An 18,886-nucleotide genomic window follows, 5' to 3' on the forward strand; every position below is an offset into this window, starting at 1 on the left:
GTGGGGACGGGCCTCCGACGTCAACCGCCGCCTGACTCGCCGGGATGCCAGCGCTCGAGATGCTCGGCATGGGTGGCCAGGTAGGCCCCCGGTCGGTAGTGGCGGTCGTAGAAGTCGGTGTCCAGGTGCACCGCCTGAACGAAGCCGGGCAGCACGATGGTGGTGAAGGTGCCGGGAAACTTGCCGTACTTGTCGTGGATGTACTGGGCCACCTCGCCCAGGCAGGCCACGAACGCCTCCGAATAGGGAGTCACCCCACCCTTCACCTCGCGGTTGCGCTGCCAGGGGCCGGGCGTGGCGGCATCGTAGGCGCCGCCGGGGCCGAACTTGCGCTCCACGAAGGCCGCCACTGCCGCCCGCATGTCCGGGTAGTAGGGCGGGCAGAGCGCCTCGTAGACGCCATCGAGCCCCACCGGGTTGGGCAGGGTCCAGCGCGCATCGCGCACGAAGCGGAAGCCGGCGCCGGCGATGCCCTGGTCGGCGAAGGCGCCCAGGATGCTCCAGCGGTTGAGGCCGTTGAAGTAGAGACCGCCGAGGCCCATGGCCTGCATCGTCAGCACCATATTGTGGCCCATCATGGCCAGTTCGGCGCAGTTCCCCTCATAGGCCATCTGCTGCAGCACCGAAAGGGGCACCCGCTTCTCCTCCTGGAGCAGGCCGCTGCGCTGGAAGGGCGCCAGGTCACCGGCGGGACAGCCAAGCTCGTCATCCACGAGGGTGTTGCCATTGCCGATGGCCATGGCCAGCAGCGCCAGCACCTGCTCGCTGGCATCGCCGACGGGCATGAACAGGGTCGAGCCCGGCGCATTGGCCATCCACAGGTTGGGCTCGAGCATATGGGGCGGCGCCGCGGGCAGATCCAGCCGCTGGGGCGAGAGCGTCAGGGTGTGCTCGCGCACCAGCGCCACCAGGCGTTCCAGGTCGTCGTCGACGTCCCGGTACTCCTGCATGCGGCTCGGGGGCAGGTCGCGGGTGTTGAGAAAGTGGAGGCCCTCGTCATCGGTGAAGAGCATCGCCGGGGTACCGAAGCCCCCGGCGGTGGGCGCGGTGCGCCCGGTATAGCGCAACGAATAGTGGGCGTGCTCGTCGGGGCGATCCGGCCCGTAGGGCACCCCAAAGCTCCAACCGCTGACCCCGGTGCCGGCGATCAGCAGCAGGTCCCGCTCCAGGGCCGAGAGCGGCAGCGGCGCGTGACGGGAGCGATAGGCCAGGGGCCCGGAGGGGATCTCCATGCCCAGGCCGAAGCGCCGGGCGCGGCGCCCCAGCATGGCCTCGAAGAGGGGGTAGTGGAACAGCGCGTTCAGGTGGTCCGGCGACGCCATGGCAACGCCTCCTCCATCGGTGGAACCCGCCGCACCGCAGGGCGCGACGCCTTGCCTCCAGTGTAGGCTCCCCGCCAGGGCTCCGCGCACACCGCCCTGCATCGCCCGGGGCGCGACGTCAGGGGCGGCCACTGCCCCGCCGGCGGGAAGTGCGAAGGGATGGAAAGCGGCTAGGCTGAACGTCAGGACTCCCCTTTCCTTGCCGCGAGAACCCGCCGAGATGAGCCAGCGAATCCTGATCCTGCAGGGACACCCCGATGCCAGCGAAACGCACCTCTGCCACGCCCTGGCCGCCCACTACCACGAAGGCGCCCATGCCCAGGGCCATGAGGTCCGCCTGATCGACCTGGCCACCCTGGAGTTTCCGCTGCTGCGCTCCCAGAAGGCGTGGAAGGTCGCTCCCCTCCCCTCCTCGCTGGCGGCGGCACAGGAGGCCATCGGCTGGTGCCAGCACCTGGTGCTGTTCTTCCCGCTGTGGCTTGGCGACATGCCGGCCCTGGTCAAGGCCTTCCTGGAGCAGGTGCTGCGCCCCGGCTTCGCCTTCGAGTACGTGGAGGGCAACCCGCTGGGCAAGAAGGGGCTGACCGGCCGCTCGGCGCGGGTGGTAGTGACCATGGGCATGCCGGCGCTGATCTACCGTCACCTCTATCGTGCCCACAGCGTGAAATCACTGGAGCGCAATATTCTGGGCTTCGTCGGCCTGTCACCGGTCCGCGAGACGCTGATCGGCAGCGTGGAGACGATGAGCGAGCTGGAGCGCGACAAGTGGTTTCGCAAGCTGCATGCCCTCGGCGCCGAGGCAAAGTGAGCAGGCCGCCAGGAACGCCGTCCGTGACACGGACTCGTCGCTCCTCTACAGGGCGGTTCCGGCTTGATGCAAGGAAGGGAAAGGGGCTTTCGGGATGGCGCACGCTCCCCGGCAGGGGCGTGGGCCTCCTGCCGGGGAATCCACGGCTACCGAACCGCGATCACGCGCCGTGATAGCCGTCCTCCTCGGGGTTTTCGTGGGCGCCCTTGGGCAGATCGCCGGCCCACTGCATGGCGGCGGCGTAGTCGTGCCTGGGAAAGGTGCGGATCTCCACGACCTTGAACAGGCGCTCTTCCAGATGAGCGAGGTGCTTGATCCACTCCCGGTCGGTGATCACGGCGGCGCGATGATAGCGCTCGAGGTCGCTAAGCTGGGTGAGGCCGTAGCCAATGTCCTTGAGCAGGGCGGTGAGGGTCATCCAGCGCATGTCGTCGAGCTCCACCACCAGGCTGACCCGGGGATGGTCGCGCTTGGCGGTCTCGATGGCATCGATGGCCCGCTGCAGCTCTTCGGCGGTGACGACACCGCCGGCCCTCATGGCCACGACATGCTCTGCGGGATGGGTAATGAATTCCAGCATCTAGCGTCTCCTTGAATCGCAGCGGTTTCTCTCGCCTTCAGCATAGCCGGTCGTGGCAGACTGCCGGGGGAGGATCGCGCCACCCTTGGGGGCTGGGGGGCCTAACGGCGCAGGGGAGCGCGGCGGCCATAGGTCCCCCACCGCCATAGCCACTCCACCGGCCCCATCCGAAAGTGACGAAACCAGAGCGGGGCCAGGCCCAGCAGCAGCGCCCACACCATGGCGACGACCAGCAGCTGCTCGACCCGGTCGAGCCGGCCGAACAGCCCCAGACCGTGGCCATAGAAGAGCGCGGTACACAGCAGGCTGGTAAACAGGTAGCCGGTGAGCGCACCCCGCCCCAGGCAGCGCAGCCGGTGCATCAGCCCCGGCCAGGCACCGCGCTTGAGCAGCCAGATGAGCGCACAGACCCAAGCCATGGCGATCAGCGGCGTGGCGACATGGTTGAACAGCCCGCCCAGGTAGAGCGAGGTGCGCATCTCCCAACCGGTGGCGTGATGAAAGAGCTGGCCGGCCGCGGCCAGGGGCAGCCCCAGCCCTGCCCCGAGCAGCGCCGCTCGCCGATAGCGTGCCGCCGACCAGGCACCGGTCAGCAGGCCGCTGCGGTAGGCGGCCATGCCGGCGAGCATCATCGCCAAGATGCGCCAGCCCTCCTCCAGGGGAACCACCAGCAGATGCATCTGCAGCACGTCGGGCACCCGCTGCGCCATCTGCGCCCGCCAACCGCCGCGGTAGGCGCCCTGCTCGGCGGCCAGCTGCTCGGCAGAGGGCTGCCAGGCGCTGACCACCAGGTCGCGGTAGGCGGCCTCGGGCATGGCGTGCATCAGCCATGTCATCAGCAGGCCCCACAGCACGGGTACGGCATACAGCCAGGCCGCCGCCCGCAGCAGGCGAGGCGACGACCAGCGGCGAAAGACGAAGGCCAGCAGGCCGATCAGCGCCAGAGTGAAGAGGATATCGCCGAACCAGATCAGGTAGGCGTGGGCCAGCCCGATCAGCGCCAGCACCGCCGTACGGCGTCGATGGCGGCGCCAGGGCGCGACACCGGCGGCCTGGGCACGCTCGGCCATCAGCACCAGGCCGGCCCCGAACAGCACCGAGAAGATCGCCAGGAATTTTCCGGCGAAGGCCACCTGGCCGAGGCTCCAGACCCACCACTCGGCCGGGCCGATGGGGCCGGCATAGGTGGGGTTCACGTAGGCGGCGGTCACCATGGCGAACCCCTGAACGTTCATCACCAGGATGCCGAGGATCGCCATGCCCCGCAGCACGTCGAGGCTGTCGATGCGTTCGCCCGGCTGTACGCCGCCGGCTGCTGCGTCACGCCCTGTCATACCACGCCTCCCCGCGGCCCTCGCCGCCCCTGCCCTCCCGCACGTTAACAGGCGAGATCACCCGCGTCAGGCGCCACACCGAGGCTCTGCTACCTTGAAACACTGGCGGAACCGCAACTGGAGGCAACCCCATGACCCTGACGCCCTCGACCATGCCCGAGCTCGGCAGCCCCATGCCGGCCTTTCGGCTACCCGACCCCCGCGGCGGCGAGGTGGGCAACGCCGAGTACCACGGCCAGCCGCTGCTGGTAGTCTTCCTGTGCAACCACTGTCCCTTCGTCAAGCACATCGCCGATGCCTTCGCCGACTTCGCCCGAGAGTATCAGGCCAGAGGCCTGGCGGTGGTTGGCATCAACAGCAACGACTACCGGGCCCAGCCCGACGACAGCCCGGCGCGGATGATCGAGGAGGCGCAGCGGCGCGGCTACTCCTTTCCCTACCTGGTGGACGAGAGCCAGGAGGTGGCACGGGCCTTTCAGGCCGCCTGCACGCCGGACTTCTTCCTCTACGACCGGGAGCACCGGCTGGCCTACCGCGGCCAGTTCGACGCCAGCCGCCCCAGCCAGGCCACCCCGGTGACCGGGGAGGACCTGCGCGCCGCCGCCGAGGCGGTGCTGGCCGGCCAGTCGCCGAGCGAGCGGCAGATGCCGTCGATGGGGTGCAATATCAAGTGGAAATAGGCCGTGCCGGTCAGGCGGTCAGCCAGATCGCCAGCAACAGGACGATCGCCACCAGGACCAGGGCCATCAGGATGCCGAGCCGGCGGGCGTAGCGATGTAGCATGGCGACTCCTTGCGCTGTTACACCATATCGAAGCGGTCGGAAAAGATCCGGGTGGGGGCCACGCCCCGGTCGATCAGCGCCCCCTCGGCGGCGTTCATCAGGGGATCGGGGCCGCAGATGAAATACTCGCGCCGGCCGTCGTCGGCGGGCAGCCGGCGCTCGAGCAGCGCGCCGTCCACAAGGCCCCGCTCCCCCTCCCAGCCGGTGGGCGGCTCGGCCAGCACGTGGATAACCTCGAGGCGCAGCGCCTGGCGCAGCTCGGCCAGCTCCTCCCGGAAGGTGGCCTCCTCCCAGGTCTCGTTGGCGTAAACCAGCCACAGCGGCATCCTCTCCCGGCGGTCGCGAAAGCTGCGCAGTATGCTCATGATCGGCGTGATGCCGATCCCCCCGGCGATCAGCACCGCGCCCGAGGGGTGGCCAGACTCCGGTATGAAGGCGCCATATGGCCCCTCGATGAAGGCCCGGGTGCCGGGCGTTACCTCGGGCAGGCGCGCCGTGAAATCGCCCAGTCGCTTGGCCGTGAAGGCCACCCGCCCGGGCTCGGCCGCCGAGGAGACCAGCGAGAACGGATGCTGCTGCAGCGAAAGGGGGTCTCGCCCAGGGTGATCCAGATGAACTGACCCGGCTGGAACCTCAGACCGCGATGCCCTTCGGCTTCCAGGGTCAGGGTGGTGGCATCGCCGCGGGCCGGGCGATTGTCGATGACCTTCCAGGGCCGGCGACGCAGGCGCCAGACCCGCAGCAGCCGAGAGTCGAGCAGCAGCCCCACCGGCACCGCCATGATGGCGACCAGGGCCAGGGCGCTGATCCAGCCGCCACTGTAGCGCCCCACCATCAGCGCATGCCCCAGGCCGCCGAGTACCAGGAACAGCGCCAGGCCACCGTGCAGCAGGCGCCACCACTCGTAGCTCAGCCCCCAGCGCGTTCGCCACAGCGAGCTTGCCACCAGCACCAGGGCCGCCCCCGCCAGGGCGAACAGGCTGAGCGCGCGCAGCGGCGCATCGCGGGGGTCGAGATGGTGGAGAAAGCCCGGCTCGGCGCCCAGGAGCACCAGCGGATGGGCCAGCACCAGCAGCAGCGCGAACAGGCCGAGCTGCCGATGGAACTGGAGCACGTTGTCGAAGCCCAGGCCGCGGGCAAACCAGCGATGCCGACCCGAGGCCACCAGCTGCATGCCGAACACGCCCAGGGCCAGCAGCCCCAGCAGCGCGCCGAACTCCCCCAGCAGCCCCCGCGGCTCGGGCCGCCCGCCCAGCATCACCGCGGCGAGCGGCATCAGCACCAGCGCCAGGTAAATACCGCTCCACAGCAGCGCGCGTCGGGTCACCGGCCTCATGGTCGCCTCCTCTGCAACGGGTCAGTCTGGCATCCTGCAGCCCAGTGTGGCCGCAATGCCCCCGGGGGTACAGCGCCCTCCCCCATGGCCGCCGGGGGTGGTGACATCCGCGGCCTCGACGGCGACAATGTCGGCCCTTTGCTGCCACGGGCTAATCCAGCATGCCGCATTCGCTGACCCTCCTGCATCAGGACGAGCACCTGGTCGCCGTGCACAAGCCGGCGGGGCTGCTGGTGCATCGCACCGCCCTGGCCCGCGGCGAGCGGGAATTTCTGCTGCAGCGGCTGCGCGACCGGCTCGGCCAGCGAGTCTATCCGGTGCATCGCCTGGACCGCCCCACCTCCGGGGTGATGGTCTTTGCGCTGTCGCCCGAGGTGGCCACCTCCCTGGCCGCGGCCTTCACCGAGCGGCGGGTGGCGAAACGCTACCTGGCGGTGGTGCGGGGCATCGGCCCCGAGGCGGAGCGCCTCGACTATCCGCTGCGGGAGGAGGACGCCCGCCTGCCCAAGGCCGAGATGCCCGCCATGGAGGCGGTCACCGATGTTCGCCGCCTGGACAGCGTGGAGCTGCCGGTGCAGGTGGACCGCTACCCCCAGAGCCGCTACTCATTGATGGAGGCGCGGCCGCTGACCGGGCGTCGCCACCAGATCCGCCGCCACCTGTCGCGGCGGGGCTACCCGATCATCGGCGACGCCAAGCACGGCAAGGGCAACCACAACCGTTTCTTCGCCGAGCGCCTCGCCTGCCCGCGCCTGCTGCTGGCCGCGGTGGAGCTGACATTCGACCATCCGGTAGAGACGTATCGCCTGGCGCTGAGCTGCGCGCCGGACGCCGCCATGCGCGCACTGTTCGAGCGCTTCGGCTGGGCCGGCCACCTGCCGGTAGACGGCGCGCGCCGCCTTGCCCCTTCATCCGCCACCCCCGCCTGACCGGGAGACTCGACTGCCGCCATGACCGCCCCCTCGACCCCCAGCGCCGCACTGCCCACTGACGACTACGCCCTGCGCTTCGGCGGCATCCGCCGGCTTTACGGCAACACCGCCGTGGAACGCTTCCGCCAGGCCCATGTGGTGGTGGTCGGGGTCGGCGGTGTGGGTAGCTGGGCGGTAGAGGCCCTGGCCCGCTCGGGCATCGGCAAGCTGACCCTGATCGACCTGGACGACGTCTGCGTCTCCAACGTCAATCGCCAGCTTCACGCCCTGGACGGGACCGTGGGGCGTCCCAAGGTAGAGGTGCTGGCCGAGCGCTGCCGGGCCATTCAGCCGGGGATCGAGGTGATGGCGGACAGCGCCTTCGTCACCCCCACCAACCTGGCCGAGCGCATTCCCGACGACGCCGACCATGTGCTCGACGCCATCGACAGCGTGGTGGCCAAGGCGGCGCTGATCGCCTGGTGCAAGCGGCGCAAGCTGGCCATTACCGTCACCGGCGCCGCCGGCGGCCAGACCGACCCCACCCGGATTCGGGTGGCCGACCTGACCCGCACCGAGCACGACCCGCTGCTGGCCAAGGTACGCTCGCGCCTGCGCCGCGATTTCGGCTTCTCACGCAATCCCAGGCGGCGCTTCTCGGTGGAATGCGTCTACTCTGACGAACAGCTGGTCTATCCCGACAGCGACGGCGAGGTGTGCTTCGCCAAGCCCGCCAGCGGCGAGTCGACGCGCCTCGACTGCGCCTCGGGGTTCGGCGCCGCCACCTTCCTCACCGGCAGCTTCGGCTTCGTTGCCGCCTCGCGGGTGCTGGCCCGGCTGGCGAAGCAGGCCAGCAAGACGCGACAGGCACCGCCCCCGGAAGAGTGACCCCAAGCGCGACCCCACCAAAGCCGGTCGAGGAAAGCCGGCCCCCACCCCTGGAGCCCACCATGACACGTCCCCGCCCCGTTCCCGGCATCTACTGCCACTACAAGGGTAACCGCTATGAGGTGCTCGGCGTCGCCCGCCACAGCGAAACCGAGGAGCCGGTCGTGGTCTACCGCGCCCTCTACGGCGACTACGGCCTCTGGGTGCGCCCGCTGGACAACTTCACCGAGCTGGTGGAGGTGCAGGGCGAGCCGGTGCCGCGCTTCGAACTCGAAAAGGCGTTCTAAGGCAAAGAAGATACCCTATCGCCCGAGGGAAGAGTGGATTCCCGTCGCGAGCGAAGAGAGGCTGGCCGCCGCCGGAACGGAGCAACCGGAGTTGACTGGCGGCTCAATGAGGATTGCGAGTACCGCCGGCGGCCAGGATATCGAGCGCAGCAGGGAAGGCACCTTACCGCTGGCCGCGGTGAGCCCACGCTGTCATCCGCTTCTCGAGGACGGCGAACAGCTCGTACATCACCATGGCCATGGCGCTGATCACGATCAGCCCGGCGAACACCAGCGACATGCGCATCTGGGAGCCGGCGCTCATCATCAGGTAGCCGATGCCCTGGTTGGAGGCCACCGTCTCCGACACCACGGTGCCGACGAAGGCGAGCGTGATGGCGATCTTCAGCGAGGCGAAGAAGTAGGGCAGTGAGCGCGGCAGGCCCACCTTGAGCAGCACGTCCAGGCGCCGCGCGCCCAGCACCCGCAACACGTCCTCCATTTCCGGCTCCAGGGTGGCAAGCCCGGTGGCCACGTTGACCACGATGGGAAAGAAGCAGATCAAAAAGGCGGTGAGGATCGCTGGCACCGAGCCGATGCCAAACCACACCACCAGGATCGGCACGAAGGCTACCTTGGGAATGGCGTTGAAGCCCACCAGCAGCGGGTAGCAGGCGTGGTAGAGGAAGCGCGACGAGCCGATGATGAAGCCCAGCAGCAGACCCACCGCCACCCCCAGGCCGAAGCCCGCCATGGTGGTCCAGAAGGTCTGCCAGGAGTGCACTCCGATGGGGCCCGCGAAGGTGACCAGGGCCTGGGCGGTGGCCGAGGCGCTGGGGAAGATGAAGGGCGGCACGTTGAAGAGCCTGACCGTCGCCTCCCAGATCAGGATCAGCGCCAGCACGGCGATCCAGGGGGCCAGGCGCTCGAGCAGCCGGCTGTGCTTGGACATGATGACTCCTCAGCTGCCGCGGATCGTGCCGATCCGCGCGCGCAGTTCCTGCACCAGGCCGGTGAAGGCGGGTTCAAAGGTCATTTCCAGCGACCGAGGCCGCGGGAAGTCGATCTTCCGCTGCTCGAGGATGCGCCCGGGGCGACGACTCATCACGTAGACGGTGTCGGCCAGGAAGGCCGCCTCGCGCAGGTCGTGGGTGACCAGCACCACGGTGAAGCGCTGCGCCTCCCAGAGGTCGCGCAGCACGCACCACAGCTCCTCCCGGGTAAAGGCATCCAGCGCCGCGAAGGGCTCGTCGAGCATCAGCAGGCGCGGACGATGGATCAGCGCGCGACAGATAGAGGCACGCTGCTGCATTCCCCCGGAGAGCTGCCAGGGGTACTGATCCTCGTAGCCCTCGAGACCGACGGTACGCAGCAGCTCCCGGGCCCAGCCCTCGAACTCGGCCCGGCGCTTGCGGAACTGGGAACGGTAGGGCTTCACGATCTCCAGCGGCAGCAGCACATTGTCCAGAGTGGTGCGCCAGGGCAGCAGGTTCGCGCTCTGGAAGGCCATGCCGCAGATCTTCAGCGGCCCGCCCACCGACTCGCCGTCGACCCGCACGCTCCCCCCGGTGGGGGCGTGCAGGCCGGTACAGAGCTTCATGAAGGTGGACTTGCCGCAGCCCGAGGGGCCCACGAAGGCGACGAACTCCCCCTCCTCGATGGTCAGCGACACCTCCTCGATGGCGTTGCCGCTGTCATCGTAGGCCAGGCTGACCCGGTCGAAGGCCACGAAGGGGGCCGCCCCGGCGCGCGTAGCGCCGTCCGGGGTCAGGGTGGCGGGTGCCGTCATGCTCAGTCTCCCTGCGCCGGGAAGATCATCCGCTCCGCCTGCTCGGGGAGATAGCGGGAGGTGAAGACCCGCTCCGCCGAGGGCGCCTCGGGCAGGTCGTAGGCGTCGGCCACCAGCTGGATGGCGTTGGCCAGGCGCGCCTCGTCCACCGCGCCGGCCCCGTGGTCGCGGGCATCCGGGGTGTCGATCACGCTCTCGATGGCGAGCTTGAGACGGCGTGTCTCCATCTCCACGTCGATCAGACCGTCCCGGGCCAGCACGTAGTCGATGGCCCCCTCCGGGTCGGCCAGGGTCTCGGCCAGGGCCCGGTTGAAGGCGCGCAGGAAGCCCTCCACCGCCTCGGGGTTGTCCTCGGCGAAGGCTTCACTGGCGATGATGGCGTTGCCGTAGAGCGGCACCCCGTAGTCGGGGAAGGGCAGGATGGTCAGGTCCTCTTCGCCCATGCCGCGCCCCTCCAGGTTGAGCAGGCTGGTGAAGTAGAAGCCAGTGATGGCGTCCACGTCGCCGCGTACCAGCAGGGTCTCGCGCAGGGTCGGATCGACGTTCTGCCAGGAGACGGCCTCGGCGTCGAGGTCGTTGGCGGCGGCGAAGATCCCCAGGCGCGGTAGCCAGTATCGAAGGCGGGCGCGGCGAGGGACTTGCCGTCCAGGTCCGCGGGGACTCGATGCCGCGATCCTTGCGGGCGAAGACCGCGGCCGGGGAGCCATCGTAGACCACGTAGACCCCCTGGATGCCAGGGCCGTCCGGATTCTCGGCCAGGAATTCCACCAAGGCATTGAGATCCCCGAAGCCCATCTCGTAGGCGCCGGAGGCGACTCGGTTGATGGCGCCGGCGGAGCCGCTGCCGGAGTCGACCTGGACGTCGAGCCCCTCCTCGGCGAAGTAACCGCGCTCCACCGCCATCAGGAAGGGCGCCGAGGGACCCTCGAAGCGCCAGTCGAGCTGGAAGCGGATGCGGGTCTCGTCGGCCGCCGCCAGCGGGGCCCCGATCAGCGACAGGCCGAGTGCTCCGGCAATCAGGCCAGTAGAACGAACAGGAAATCGATGCATGGATGTGCCCTCGCGCAGTCTGGATTTTACTTTTTGTATGCAGAAAGCCTGCCAACTCCACGCTGCCGGACACCACCCGGGGGATTGCGGGTGACGACGGTGCAGACCGCAACGCCAGCGGCAGCGACGTGGTGCAGCACCTGCCTGGCGGTGCATCCACATGCACCAGCGTAGATCATTGCCGGACGTTGCCAAGCGGGCGGTAGGGGCAGAGAGCCGGGGCAGACACACCACCGGCGCCTCAGGGGCGCCGGTGGAGTGTCTCTGGCTTGCTATCGCGGAGGGGGCGTTATTCGTCGCCGGCTTCCTGCATCTGTTTGAGCAGGTAGTTCTCGATGCCGACCTTGTCGATCAGGCTGAGCTCGGTTTCGATATGGTCGATGTGCTCTTCCTCATCCGCGAGAATATCGCGGAAGAGATCGCGGGAGACATAGTCCTTCACCTGCTCACAGTAGGCGATGGCGTCGATGTAGTCCTGGCGACCTTCGTGCTCGATCTTGAGGTCGCACTCGAGCATCTCGCGCACGTTCTCGCCGATATTGAGCTTGCCGAGGTCCTGCAGGTTGGGGACGCCCTCGAGGAAGAGGATGCGCTCGATCAGCTTGTCGGCGTGATTCATCTCATCGATGGACTCGTCGTACTCCCACTTGGCCAATGCCTTGAGGCCCCAGTCCTTGTACATCTTGGCGTGCAGGAAGTACTGGTTGATCGCCACCAGCTCATTGCCGAGTGCCTTGTTGAGGTGTTCGATGACCTTGGCATCGCCTTTCATTGCACTTCTCCCTATTGCGTCGTCAGGTCTTGCGGGAAGTCAGCGCCCATCGGCGCTGAATCCATTCTGACAGTATTGGACAACAGTGCCAAAAAGTCCAATATCAACAATGGCTTGGAGAAATATCAACAAGAATGAGAAGGATTGGCTTCACGTTGGGAAGGAGGTGGGCGACCGGGCCCGATCACGTTCAGACGGCGTAGGCCAGATCGCTCGCCGAGGCGGTCATCTCGGTCATTACGGCTTCACGGGTGATCGCCTTGCCGGCACCAGCGCACTTGCCGCACTGGGTACCGCAGCCGGTCTCGCCCTGCACCTCGCGCCAGCTGCGCGCGCCACTCTCCACGCTCTCGCGGATCTTGTGGTCAGTTACACCCTTGCAGAGACATACGTACATCGCCATCACCTCGCTGTGCCTACGAGGTTTAATGTAAACGATTCGCATAGGCTATCGCAAGCGTTGATCGCCTCGATGTGTGTCCCAGGTCAACTTTCCCGCTTCCTGTCGATCAGCGGGAGGCCTTGGGCAGCACCACCACCCGGGTGCCGGAGACGATATCCGGCCAGCTGCGCCGCTCGTTGTCGATCAGCACCCACAGGTAGCCCAGCCCGAAGACCGCCAGGGAGACCCAGGCCACCAGGAAGCGCACCAGGCTCTGGCCCAGGGTGATCGAGCAGCCGTCGCGGGTTTGCACCCGCAGGCGCCAGGCCTGCATGCCCAGGGTCATGCCGCCGCGGGTCCAGGAGACCGCAAAGAAGGCGAAGGCCCCGGCCAGCAGCAGCAGCTGGAGCGTGAGCCGCTGCAGGCTGCCGACCCCCACCTCCTCGGCGGAAAAGCCCAGCAGCTGACGCAGCACGCCCAGATGCAGCGTCGCCAGCAGAATCCAGATGGCGGCGACCAGAAAGGCGTCGTAGAGCATGGCCCCCAGCCGTCGTCCCAGGCCGGCGGGCCAGACATCGTCGAGTTGGGTGAAGCGTCGTTGCATAGCGTGGGTACCTTGTTTCCAACCGATTAAGCGCAACCGAGGGTCAGCCGGTGCGGCGTAGCAGATAGAGCCCTAGGGCGGCGCACAGCAGGGTTGGCGCCAGCACCGCCCAGGCCGGCGAGAAGCCGAACACCATGGAGGCCGGGGCCAGCAGGTCCTGCAGGTACTTGAACACCAGGCCGGTGACGACCCCGTAGAAGACCCGAGTACCGGCGGCCACGGTGCGCAGCGGCCCGAAGACGAAGGAGGCCGCCACCAGCACCAGCGAGGCCATGGTCAGGGGCATCAAGACCTTCTGCCAGAAATAGAGCAACGGCTGGGTGGCCTGCAGCCCCTGGTCCTGTAGATAGCGGGCATAGGCCCACAGTTCGCTGGGCGCCTGGCTGTTGATGGGGCGCAGCAGGCGGTTGAGCTGCTCGGGCGTCAGCGCGGTCTCCCAGACCTGGGCGTCGCGGTGTTCGACCTCGGTGTGCGACTCGCCGAAGCGGGTGGTGGCCACGTTCTCCAGCACCCAGGCACCGTCGCGCCACACGGCCCGATCGGCCACCGTGGCCTCGCGCAGGCTGCGCGCCTCGAAGCGATAGCGGGTCAGGTCGAGCACGGTGTCGTCGGCGCGAATGGCGCCGAAGCGGTAGACGCTGTCGCCCTCCCGCTGCCAGCCGCCGCGCTGGGTCACCACCGCTCCCTCGCCCTGCAGCTGCTCCAGCCGCCAGGCGCTAGCGAACTGCTCGGTTCGCGGGCTGACGTACTCGGCGATGAGCAGCACCACGACCACCACCAGAATGACCGGCTTCATCACGCTCCACAGGATCCGCGTCAGCGAGCGGCCGGCGGCGCGCATCACCGTCAGCTCGTTGCTCGAGGCCATGCTGCCCAGGCCGATCAGCGCCCCGATCAGCACCCCCACCGGCGCATACTGGTAGAAGCGCCAGGGCAGGCGCAGCAGCAGGTAAAGCAGCACCTGGAAGGCGCCATAGTCGCCTTCGATATCGTCCAGGTCGTTGATGTAGGAGATCACCAGGTCGAGCCCCAGCAGCACCACCTGGACGACGATGATCGCGCCCAGCACGTTGCGGGCGATATAACGGTCGAGACGATCCAGGCCCATCAGCGCATCCCCTTGCGCTGGGCGTGCAGCATCAACCCCAGCCCCAGGGCCAGGAAGACGGCGTGAATGGGCCACATGCCGATCGCCGCCGGCAGCGCCCCGCGGCCGATGGCATCCAGGGCCGCCAGCAGCAGGCTGAGGTAGCAGACGTGCAGAAAGACCGCCGGCAGCAGCTTGGCGAAGCGGCCCTGGCGCGGGTTGACCCGGGAGAGCGGCATAGCCAGCAGCGTCAGCACGAAGACCATGACCGGCAGCGACAGCCGCCACTGCAGCTGGGCGCGGGCCTCGGCGGCGTCGTCGGCCAGCAGCGCCGCGGTGGAGGCATACTCGGTGGCATCGAGCTCGCGCATGTCGTCCACCTGGGAGAGACGCACGGCGTAGGTGGCGAACTCAAGGCGCTCGGCCTCGAAGCGCCCTGGGTCGACGCTGTAGCGCTCGCCCTCGGCCAGCACCAGAAAGCGGCTGCTGGTCTCCTCGTCGACGGTCTGATAGCCGCTGGCGGCGCGGGTCACCGCGCTCTCCGGGGTGCCGTCACGGCGCCGCTGACGCTCGCTGATGAACACCTCCAGCATTTGAGAGCGATCGTCGCTGAAGGCCTCGGTGTAGGCGGTGCGGCCGCCGCCGAAGTCCTGGAAGCGCCCCGGCGCCAGGGCGGTGAAGTCCAGCCGGCTGCGCTGTTCCTCGAGCATCACCGCGTTGTGCAGCGCCCCGGCGGGGGTCAGCCACAGGCTGCACAGCCCCACCAGCAGCGCCACCAGCGCCGCCGGCACCAAGCTTACCTGCAGCAGCTTGGCCGGGCTGGTACCGCAGGCCACCAGCACGGTGATCTCGCTGTTGAGATACAGCTGGCCGTAGGCCAGCAGGATGCCGAGGAAGAACGCCAGCGGCAGGATCAGCTCGAGAAAGCCCGGCAGATGAAAGAGCATCAGGGTGCCGAGGATGCTGGCCGGGATGTCTCCCTCGGCGGCATCGGTGAAATAGCGGATGAAGCGACTGCCCATGATGACCAGCAGCAGGACCCCGGCCACGGCGGCCATGGTCAGCAGGATCTCGCGGGTCAGGTAGCGAAAAATGATCATGCAGCTCTTTTATGCAATGGGGCCATGCCTTGGGTACACTGAGGCGATTCGGCACGGCCTGCGGGCGTGCCGGCATTATCCAGAATCCCTCAACGCTTGTAACCCCAAAGCTTGTCTTGTGGAGTCACCATGGAATTCCCAGTTCAGACGGCCAACCCCGCCAAGATCGAAACGGCCTGCTTCGTAGTCCCGGTGTTCAAGGACGGCGACCTGCTGCCCGCCGCCGCCAAACTCGATGACGCCAGCGAGCGACTGATCGGCCAGCTGATCGAGCGCGGCGACTTCGATGCCAAGCTGGGCAATGTGCAGCTGATTCCCTTCGCCCCCGGGCTGGGCGCCGACCGCCTGATGCTGGTCGGCCTGGGCGAGCGCGACAAGTGCCTGGAAGGTGCCTTCCGCAAGGCCGTGGACGCCGCTTTCACCGCCCTGGCCGGGCTGCAGGTGGACGACGTCACGGTCGCCTTCACCGACGTGCCGCTGGCCGACCGCCAGTGCGACTGGAAGGCGCGCATGGTGGCCGAGGCGGCCCATCGCGCCGTCTATCGCTTCAACGAGTTCAAGTCCCAGCCGGCGCCGACGCCCCGCCTGGCGCGCACCACCCTGCTGGTCAGCGAGGGCGGCAACGCCGAGGCGGCCCGGGAAGGCGCCCGCATCGGCGACGCCATCGGCCAGGGGGTGAGCCTGACCCGCACCCTGGGCAACCTGCCGGGCAACGTCTGCACGCCGCGCTACCTGGCCGAGCAGGCCGAGCAGCTGGGCCAGGGCTCCGGCGGGGCGCTGGCGGTGGAGATCCTCGACGAGGAGGCCCTGGAGGCGCTGGGCGCCCACAGCCTGCTCTCGGTGGGTCGCGGCAGCGAAGAGCCCTCGCGGCTGATCGTGATGCGCTACCAGGGCGCCGAGAACCCCGACGACGCGCCCCATGTGCTGGTCGGCAAGGGCATCACCTTCGACACCGGCGGCATCTCGCTCAAGCCCGGCGAGGCCATGGATGAGATGAAGTTCGACATGTGTGGCGCGGCGAGTGTGTTCGGTGCCGTCAAGTCGGTGCTGGCCATCAAGCCCAAGCTCAACCTGGTATTCATCGTCGCCGCCGCCGAGAACATGCCCGACGGCCGCGCCACCAAGCCCGGCGATATCATCAAGACGCTGAAGGGCCTCACCGTGGAGGTGCTCAACACCGACGCCGAGGGACGCCTAGTGCTGTGCGACGCCCTGACCTACGCCGAGCGCTTCGAGCCCGCCAGCGTGGTCGACATCGCCACCCTGACCGGCGCCTGCATCATCGGCCTGGGTCATCACGCCACCGGGCTGCTCTCCAACGACGACGACCTGGCTCTCGACCTGCTCGACGCCGGCCAGACCGCCTGGGACCGCGCCTGGCACCTGCCGCTGTGGGACGAGTACCAGGAGCAGCTCGACTCCAACTTCGCCGACCTGGCCAATATCGGCGGCCGCCCGGCGGGCACCATCACCGCGGCCTGCTTTCTGTCTCGCTTCGCCGACAAGTTTCCCTGGGCGCACCTGGACATTGCCGGCACCGCCTGGACCTCCGGCAAGCAGAAAGGTGCCAGCGGCCGGCCCGTGGGCCTGCTGACCCAGTACCTGCTGGATCGCGAGGCCGAGGCCGTGGTGGAAACCGAGAAGGAGTGAGAGGCGGTTCCACGGCGCCCCTCGATCGGGCCGCGTTGAGTCCCTACAGGGCTTGCGTTTTTGCCGCGTCGCCTTTCTCATGTGGACTGACGATGAATCCACGACCCGGGCCGGCACTCACCGGCCCGAGCTTCCTGTATCACCCCGGGGCCGGCACGCCCCGGGCGTAGCGGAGACCCCTTGCCGTGTCGAATGCTAGCTTCGAATTCCTGCCCAATTCCACCCCCACGGCCGACTCGATCCGTGAGGATATCCTCGCCAGCCCCGGCTTCGGCCAGCACTTTACCGACCACATGGCCCACGTACGCTGGACCCTGGACGCCGGCTGGCACGGCCATGAAGTGCGCCCCTACGGGCCCCTGACCCTGGATCCTGCCGCCGCCGTGCTGCACTACGCCCAGGAGATCTTCGAAGGCATCAAGGCCTACCGCCATGCCGACGGCTCGGTATGGACCTTCCGCCCGGAGAAGAACGCCGAGCGCTTCCGTCGCAGCGCCCGCCGTCTGGCCCTGCCGGAGCTCTCCGACGAGGACTTCATCGGCTCGCTAAAAGCGCTGCTCGCCCAGGACCATGCCTGGGTGCCGACGCCGACGAGCGAGGCGGACGAGTGCAGCCTCTACCTGCGCCCCTTCATGATCGCCAGCGAGAAGTTTCTCGGTGTGCGCCCGGCCCAGGAGGTCGACTACTACGTGATCGCCTCCCCGGCGGCGGCCTACTTCAAGGGCGGCATCGCCCCGGTGTCGATCTGGCTCTCCAGCCACTACAAGCGCGCCGCCCCCGGCGGCACCGGCTTCGCCAAGTGCGGCGGCAACTACGCCGCCTCCCTGGCCGCCCAGAAGGAGGCCAGCAACCACGGCTGTGGCCAGGTGGCCTTCCTCGATGCCGCTGAGAACAAGTGGATCGAGGAGCTGGGTGGCATGAACCTCTTCTTCGTGTTCAAGGATGGCCGCATCGCCACGCCGCGCCTCACCGACACCATCCTCGAGGGCGTGACCCGCGACTCGGTGCTGACCCTGGCCAAGGACGAGGGCCTCACCCCCGAAGAGCGTCCAATCAGCATCGACGAGTGGCGCGAGGCCGCCGCCTCCGGCGAGCTGACCGAAGTATTCGCCTGCGGCACCGCGGCGGTGATCACTCCGGTGGGCCAGCTGGTTACCGAGGACGGCACCATTCAGATGCCCGATGCCGGCAACGAGATCGCCAAGCGTTTACGCGGCAAGCTGCTCGACCTGCAGTATGGCCGCGCCGAGGATACTCACGGCTGGCTGACGCGGCTGGTGTGATCGCTTCGCCGGCCGTGGCGCACGGGAGGCCTGCGGCCTCCTTCGCCCGGTAAACCGGGCTCCCACAGAAGCCTCGCTGCCCCAGGCCGGGGATGGCGCCATGGCAACTGTGGGAGCCCAGCTCGGCTGGGCGAAGGCGCCGCAGGCGCCCCGGGGCTTGCAGGTCAACCGTGAATCTCCCACCAGGAGCACAGTCCGCCTTGGACAGAGTCCCATGACCCAAGTCGATTTCTACATCCTCCCCGACACCACGCTCGAGGCGCGGCTCGGCTTCGCCTGCCGGCTGGCCGAGACCATCGCCGGCAAGGGCTACCGACTGCACTTGCACGCCGAGGACGAGGCCATGGCCAACGACCTCGACGAGCGGCTGTGGACCTTCCGCCCCGACGCCTACCTGCCCCACGCCCTGGCCGGCAGCGAGATGGCCCGCGAGGTGCCGGTGGTGATCGGCTGGCAGGCGCCACCGGAACCCGCCGAGGAACACCCCCAGGCGCTGCTCAACCTGCACCCGGAGATTCCCGAGTGGTTCTCGCGCTTCGAGCGGGTCGCCGAGATCATCAACCAGCACCAGCAGGTGCTCGTCGCCAAGCGCGAGTGCTGGCAGACCTACCGGCAGCGCGGCTATCCCGTCAAGGCGCATCAGCTGCGCGGCCAGGCAGGCTGAGCCCGTTCACGAGGCCATTGCGGTTGCGGCCTTCAACCCTGAGTGGCCGAGCAAGGTGGGAGGCCGATTCATCGGGCGAAGGCGCCGCCAGGCGCCCGGGTGTGGCAGCGCTGCGCGCTGCTTCGCGAGCTGAAGCTCCCTCCCACACAAACTGCGACAGCCCAGCATCAGCACTCCGGCGCCCATGACGCCAGGCGCCCCCTCGCGCTATAATCAGGCTCATTTTTCGTCGCCCTCTCCTGCCGTCCGACCCCCGGGTCGGCGGCGACCATTTCTG

The 18,886-nt window shown here is 68.4% G+C and carries 21 protein-coding genes and 1 pseudogene; 8 read left to right on the forward strand and 14 right to left on the reverse strand.

The window, feature by feature from the left end; translation table 11 throughout:
- Positions 1 to 20: 20 nt before the first annotated feature.
- The gene (locus ACSJDS_RS20515) at positions 21 to 1,322 is read right to left on the reverse strand and encodes a hypothetical protein (RefSeq protein ID WP_473034840.1); all 1,302 of its coding nucleotides are present in this window, start codon (positions 1,320 to 1,322) and stop codon (positions 21 to 23) included.
- A gap of 220 nt (positions 1,323 to 1,542) precedes the next feature.
- Between ACSJDS_RS20515 and ACSJDS_RS20520 the strand changes: the two genes are divergently transcribed.
- On the forward strand, positions 1,543 to 2,130 hold the full coding sequence (locus tag ACSJDS_RS20520) for an NAD(P)H-dependent oxidoreductase (RefSeq protein ID WP_473034841.1): 588 nt from the start codon (positions 1,543 to 1,545) through the stop codon (positions 2,128 to 2,130).
- A gap of 160 nt (positions 2,131 to 2,290) precedes the next feature.
- Here ACSJDS_RS20520 and ACSJDS_RS20525 read toward each other — a convergent pair whose 3' ends face one another.
- Complete coding sequence (locus tag ACSJDS_RS20525; protein ID WP_473034842.1) at positions 2,291 to 2,710, reverse strand: SpoIIAA family protein; 420 nt, start codon at positions 2,708 to 2,710, stop codon at positions 2,291 to 2,293.
- A 101-nt stretch (positions 2,711 to 2,811) separates the two neighbouring features.
- A complete protein-coding gene (locus ACSJDS_RS20530) occupies positions 2,812 to 4,044 on the reverse strand; it encodes a DUF418 domain-containing protein (RefSeq protein ID WP_473034843.1) in 1,233 nt (410 codons plus the stop codon).
- A gap of 131 nt (positions 4,045 to 4,175) precedes the next feature.
- Between ACSJDS_RS20530 and ACSJDS_RS20535 the strand changes: the two genes are divergently transcribed.
- Positions 4,176 to 4,724 (forward strand): thioredoxin family protein, encoded by a 549-nt coding sequence (locus tag ACSJDS_RS20535; protein ID WP_473034844.1) that lies wholly within the window; start codon positions 4,176 to 4,178, stop codon positions 4,722 to 4,724.
- A gap of 120 nt (positions 4,725 to 4,844) precedes the next feature.
- Here ACSJDS_RS20535 and ACSJDS_RS20540 read toward each other — a convergent pair whose 3' ends face one another.
- Both ACSJDS_RS20540 and ACSJDS_RS20545 read right to left on the reverse strand, forming a co-directional pair.
- Positions 4,845 to 5,357 (reverse strand): ferric reductase-like transmembrane domain-containing protein, encoded by a 513-nt coding sequence (locus ACSJDS_RS20540; RefSeq protein ID WP_473034845.1) that lies wholly within the window; start codon positions 5,355 to 5,357, stop codon positions 4,845 to 4,847.
- A complete protein-coding gene (locus ACSJDS_RS20545; protein ID WP_473034846.1) occupies positions 5,303 to 6,163 on the reverse strand; it encodes a ferric reductase-like transmembrane domain-containing protein in 861 nt (286 codons plus the stop codon). The genes ACSJDS_RS20540 and ACSJDS_RS20545 overlap by 55 nt, the downstream gene beginning before the upstream one ends.
- A gap of 161 nt (positions 6,164 to 6,324) precedes the next feature.
- Between ACSJDS_RS20545 and ACSJDS_RS20550 the strand changes: the two genes are divergently transcribed.
- The 3 genes from ACSJDS_RS20550 to ACSJDS_RS20560 all read left to right on the forward strand — a co-directional run bounded on the left by ACSJDS_RS20550 (position 6,325) and on the right by ACSJDS_RS20560 (position 8,249).
- Positions 6,325 to 7,092 (forward strand): pseudouridine synthase, encoded by a 768-nt coding sequence (locus tag ACSJDS_RS20550; RefSeq protein WP_473034847.1) that lies wholly within the window; start codon positions 6,325 to 6,327, stop codon positions 7,090 to 7,092.
- 21 nt (positions 7,093 to 7,113) lie between these two features.
- The gene (gene tcdA, locus ACSJDS_RS20555; RefSeq protein WP_473034849.1) at positions 7,114 to 7,962 is read left to right on the forward strand and encodes a tRNA cyclic N6-threonylcarbamoyladenosine(37) synthase TcdA; all 849 of its coding nucleotides are present in this window, start codon (positions 7,114 to 7,116) and stop codon (positions 7,960 to 7,962) included.
- Between the two features lie 62 nt (positions 7,963 to 8,024).
- The gene (locus tag ACSJDS_RS20560) at positions 8,025 to 8,249 is read left to right on the forward strand and encodes a DUF1653 domain-containing protein (protein ID WP_473034850.1); all 225 of its coding nucleotides are present in this window, start codon (positions 8,025 to 8,027) and stop codon (positions 8,247 to 8,249) included.
- 163 nt (positions 8,250 to 8,412) lie between these two features.
- Here the strand turns inward: ACSJDS_RS20560 and ACSJDS_RS20565 are convergent, their stop codons facing one another.
- The 9 genes and pseudogenes from ACSJDS_RS20565 to lptF all read right to left on the reverse strand — a co-directional run bounded on the left by ACSJDS_RS20565 (position 8,413) and on the right by lptF (position 15,012).
- Positions 8,413 to 9,180 (reverse strand): ABC transporter permease, encoded by a 768-nt coding sequence (locus ACSJDS_RS20565; RefSeq protein ID WP_473034851.1) that lies wholly within the window; start codon positions 9,178 to 9,180, stop codon positions 8,413 to 8,415.
- Positions 9,181 to 9,189: 9 nt separating this feature from the next.
- Positions 9,190 to 10,017 carry an ABC transporter ATP-binding protein gene (locus ACSJDS_RS20570; RefSeq protein WP_473034852.1) on the reverse strand — a complete coding sequence of 276 codons (828 nt, stop codon included), beginning with the start codon at positions 10,015 to 10,017 and terminating at the stop codon, positions 9,190 to 9,192.
- 2 nt (positions 10,018 to 10,019) lie between these two features.
- Entirely contained in the window at positions 10,020 to 10,724 is a 705-nt protein-coding gene (locus tag ACSJDS_RS20575) for an ABC transporter substrate-binding protein (protein ID WP_473034853.1), read from the reverse strand.
- Between the two features lie 4 nt (positions 10,725 to 10,728).
- Positions 10,729 to 11,229: pseudogene (locus ACSJDS_RS20580) on the reverse strand (ABC transporter substrate-binding protein); the annotation flags it as partial.
- A gap of 127 nt (positions 11,230 to 11,356) precedes the next feature.
- Entirely contained in the window at positions 11,357 to 11,839 is a 483-nt protein-coding gene (gene bfr / locus ACSJDS_RS20585) for a bacterioferritin (protein WP_473034854.1), read from the reverse strand.
- Positions 11,840 to 12,029: 190 nt separating this feature from the next.
- On the reverse strand, positions 12,030 to 12,236 hold the full coding sequence (locus ACSJDS_RS20590; RefSeq protein WP_473034855.1) for a (2Fe-2S)-binding protein: 207 nt from the start codon (positions 12,234 to 12,236) through the stop codon (positions 12,030 to 12,032).
- Between the two features lie 112 nt (positions 12,237 to 12,348).
- Entirely contained in the window at positions 12,349 to 12,825 is a 477-nt protein-coding gene (locus ACSJDS_RS20595; RefSeq protein WP_473034856.1) for an RDD family protein, read from the reverse strand.
- A gap of 43 nt (positions 12,826 to 12,868) precedes the next feature.
- Positions 12,869 to 13,933: an LPS export ABC transporter permease LptG gene (gene lptG, locus ACSJDS_RS20600; protein ID WP_473034857.1), complete on the reverse strand. Its 1,065-nt coding sequence runs from the start codon at positions 13,931 to 13,933 to the stop codon at positions 12,869 to 12,871.
- Positions 13,933 to 15,012 carry an LPS export ABC transporter permease LptF gene (lptF, locus tag ACSJDS_RS20605; RefSeq protein WP_473034858.1) on the reverse strand — a complete coding sequence of 360 codons (1,080 nt, stop codon included), beginning with the start codon at positions 15,010 to 15,012 and terminating at the stop codon, positions 13,933 to 13,935. The genes lptG and lptF overlap by 1 nt, the downstream gene beginning before the upstream one ends.
- A gap of 129 nt (positions 15,013 to 15,141) precedes the next feature.
- Between lptF and ACSJDS_RS20610 the strand changes: the two genes are divergently transcribed.
- From ACSJDS_RS20610 to ACSJDS_RS20620, 3 genes are all read left to right on the forward strand, one after another.
- Entirely contained in the window at positions 15,142 to 16,662 is a 1,521-nt protein-coding gene (locus tag ACSJDS_RS20610) for a leucyl aminopeptidase (RefSeq protein ID WP_473034859.1), read from the forward strand.
- Between the two features lie 185 nt (positions 16,663 to 16,847).
- Positions 16,848 to 17,945 (forward strand): branched-chain amino acid aminotransferase, encoded by a 1,098-nt coding sequence (locus ACSJDS_RS20615; RefSeq protein ID WP_473034860.1) that lies wholly within the window; start codon positions 16,848 to 16,850, stop codon positions 17,943 to 17,945.
- 214 nt (positions 17,946 to 18,159) lie between these two features.
- The gene (locus ACSJDS_RS20620; protein ID WP_473034861.1) at positions 18,160 to 18,609 is read left to right on the forward strand and encodes a DNA polymerase III subunit chi; all 450 of its coding nucleotides are present in this window, start codon (positions 18,160 to 18,162) and stop codon (positions 18,607 to 18,609) included.
- Positions 18,610 to 18,886: the final 277 nt, after the last annotated feature.

This window comes from Halomonas sp. SL18_1, assembly GCF_055755715.1.

What these genes read in the sequence shown, in the direction of transcription:
- ACSJDS_RS20515 (WP_473034840.1), bottom strand. Translation starts at nt 1,322, where the DNA reads ATGGCGTCGCCGGACCACCTGAACGCGCTGTTCCACTACCCCCTCTTC.
- ACSJDS_RS20520 (WP_473034841.1), top strand. Translation starts at nt 1,543, where the DNA reads ATGAGCCAGCGAATCCTGATCCTGCAGGGACACCCCGATGCCAGCGAA.
- ACSJDS_RS20525 (WP_473034842.1), bottom strand. Translation starts at nt 2,710, where the DNA reads ATGCTGGAATTCATTACCCATCCCGCAGAGCATGTCGTGGCCATGAGG.
- ACSJDS_RS20530 (WP_473034843.1), bottom strand. Translation starts at nt 4,044, where the DNA reads ATGACAGGGCGTGACGCAGCAGCCGGCGGCGTACAGCCGGGCGAACGC.
- ACSJDS_RS20535 (WP_473034844.1), top strand. Translation starts at nt 4,176, where the DNA reads ATGACCCTGACGCCCTCGACCATGCCCGAGCTCGGCAGCCCCATGCCG.
- ACSJDS_RS20545 (WP_473034846.1), bottom strand. Translation starts at nt 6,163, where the DNA reads ATGAGGCCGGTGACCCGACGCGCGCTGCTGTGGAGCGGTATTTACCTG.
- ACSJDS_RS20550 (WP_473034847.1), top strand. Translation starts at nt 6,325, where the DNA reads ATGCCGCATTCGCTGACCCTCCTGCATCAGGACGAGCACCTGGTCGCC.
- tcdA (WP_473034849.1), top strand. Translation starts at nt 7,114, where the DNA reads ATGACCGCCCCCTCGACCCCCAGCGCCGCACTGCCCACTGACGACTAC.
- ACSJDS_RS20560 (WP_473034850.1), top strand. Translation starts at nt 8,025, where the DNA reads ATGACACGTCCCCGCCCCGTTCCCGGCATCTACTGCCACTACAAGGGT.
- ACSJDS_RS20565 (WP_473034851.1), bottom strand. Translation starts at nt 9,180, where the DNA reads ATGTCCAAGCACAGCCGGCTGCTCGAGCGCCTGGCCCCCTGGATCGCC.
- ACSJDS_RS20570 (WP_473034852.1), bottom strand. Translation starts at nt 10,017, where the DNA reads ATGACGGCACCCGCCACCCTGACCCCGGACGGCGCTACGCGCGCCGGG.
- ACSJDS_RS20575 (WP_473034853.1), bottom strand. Translation starts at nt 10,724, where the DNA reads ATGGCTCCCCGGCCGCGGTCTTCGCCCGCAAGGATCGCGGCATCGAGT.
- bfr (WP_473034854.1), bottom strand. Translation starts at nt 11,839, where the DNA reads ATGAAAGGCGATGCCAAGGTCATCGAACACCTCAACAAGGCACTCGGC.
- ACSJDS_RS20590 (WP_473034855.1), bottom strand. Translation starts at nt 12,236, where the DNA reads ATGTACGTATGTCTCTGCAAGGGTGTAACTGACCACAAGATCCGCGAG.
- ACSJDS_RS20595 (WP_473034856.1), bottom strand. Translation starts at nt 12,825, where the DNA reads ATGCAACGACGCTTCACCCAACTCGACGATGTCTGGCCCGCCGGCCTG.
- lptG (WP_473034857.1), bottom strand. Translation starts at nt 13,933, where the DNA reads ATGGGCCTGGATCGTCTCGACCGTTATATCGCCCGCAACGTGCTGGGC.
- lptF (WP_473034858.1), bottom strand. Translation starts at nt 15,012, where the DNA reads ATGATCATTTTTCGCTACCTGACCCGCGAGATCCTGCTGACCATGGCC.
- ACSJDS_RS20610 (WP_473034859.1), top strand. Translation starts at nt 15,142, where the DNA reads ATGGAATTCCCAGTTCAGACGGCCAACCCCGCCAAGATCGAAACGGCC.
- ACSJDS_RS20620 (WP_473034861.1), top strand. Translation starts at nt 18,160, where the DNA reads ATGACCCAAGTCGATTTCTACATCCTCCCCGACACCACGCTCGAGGCG.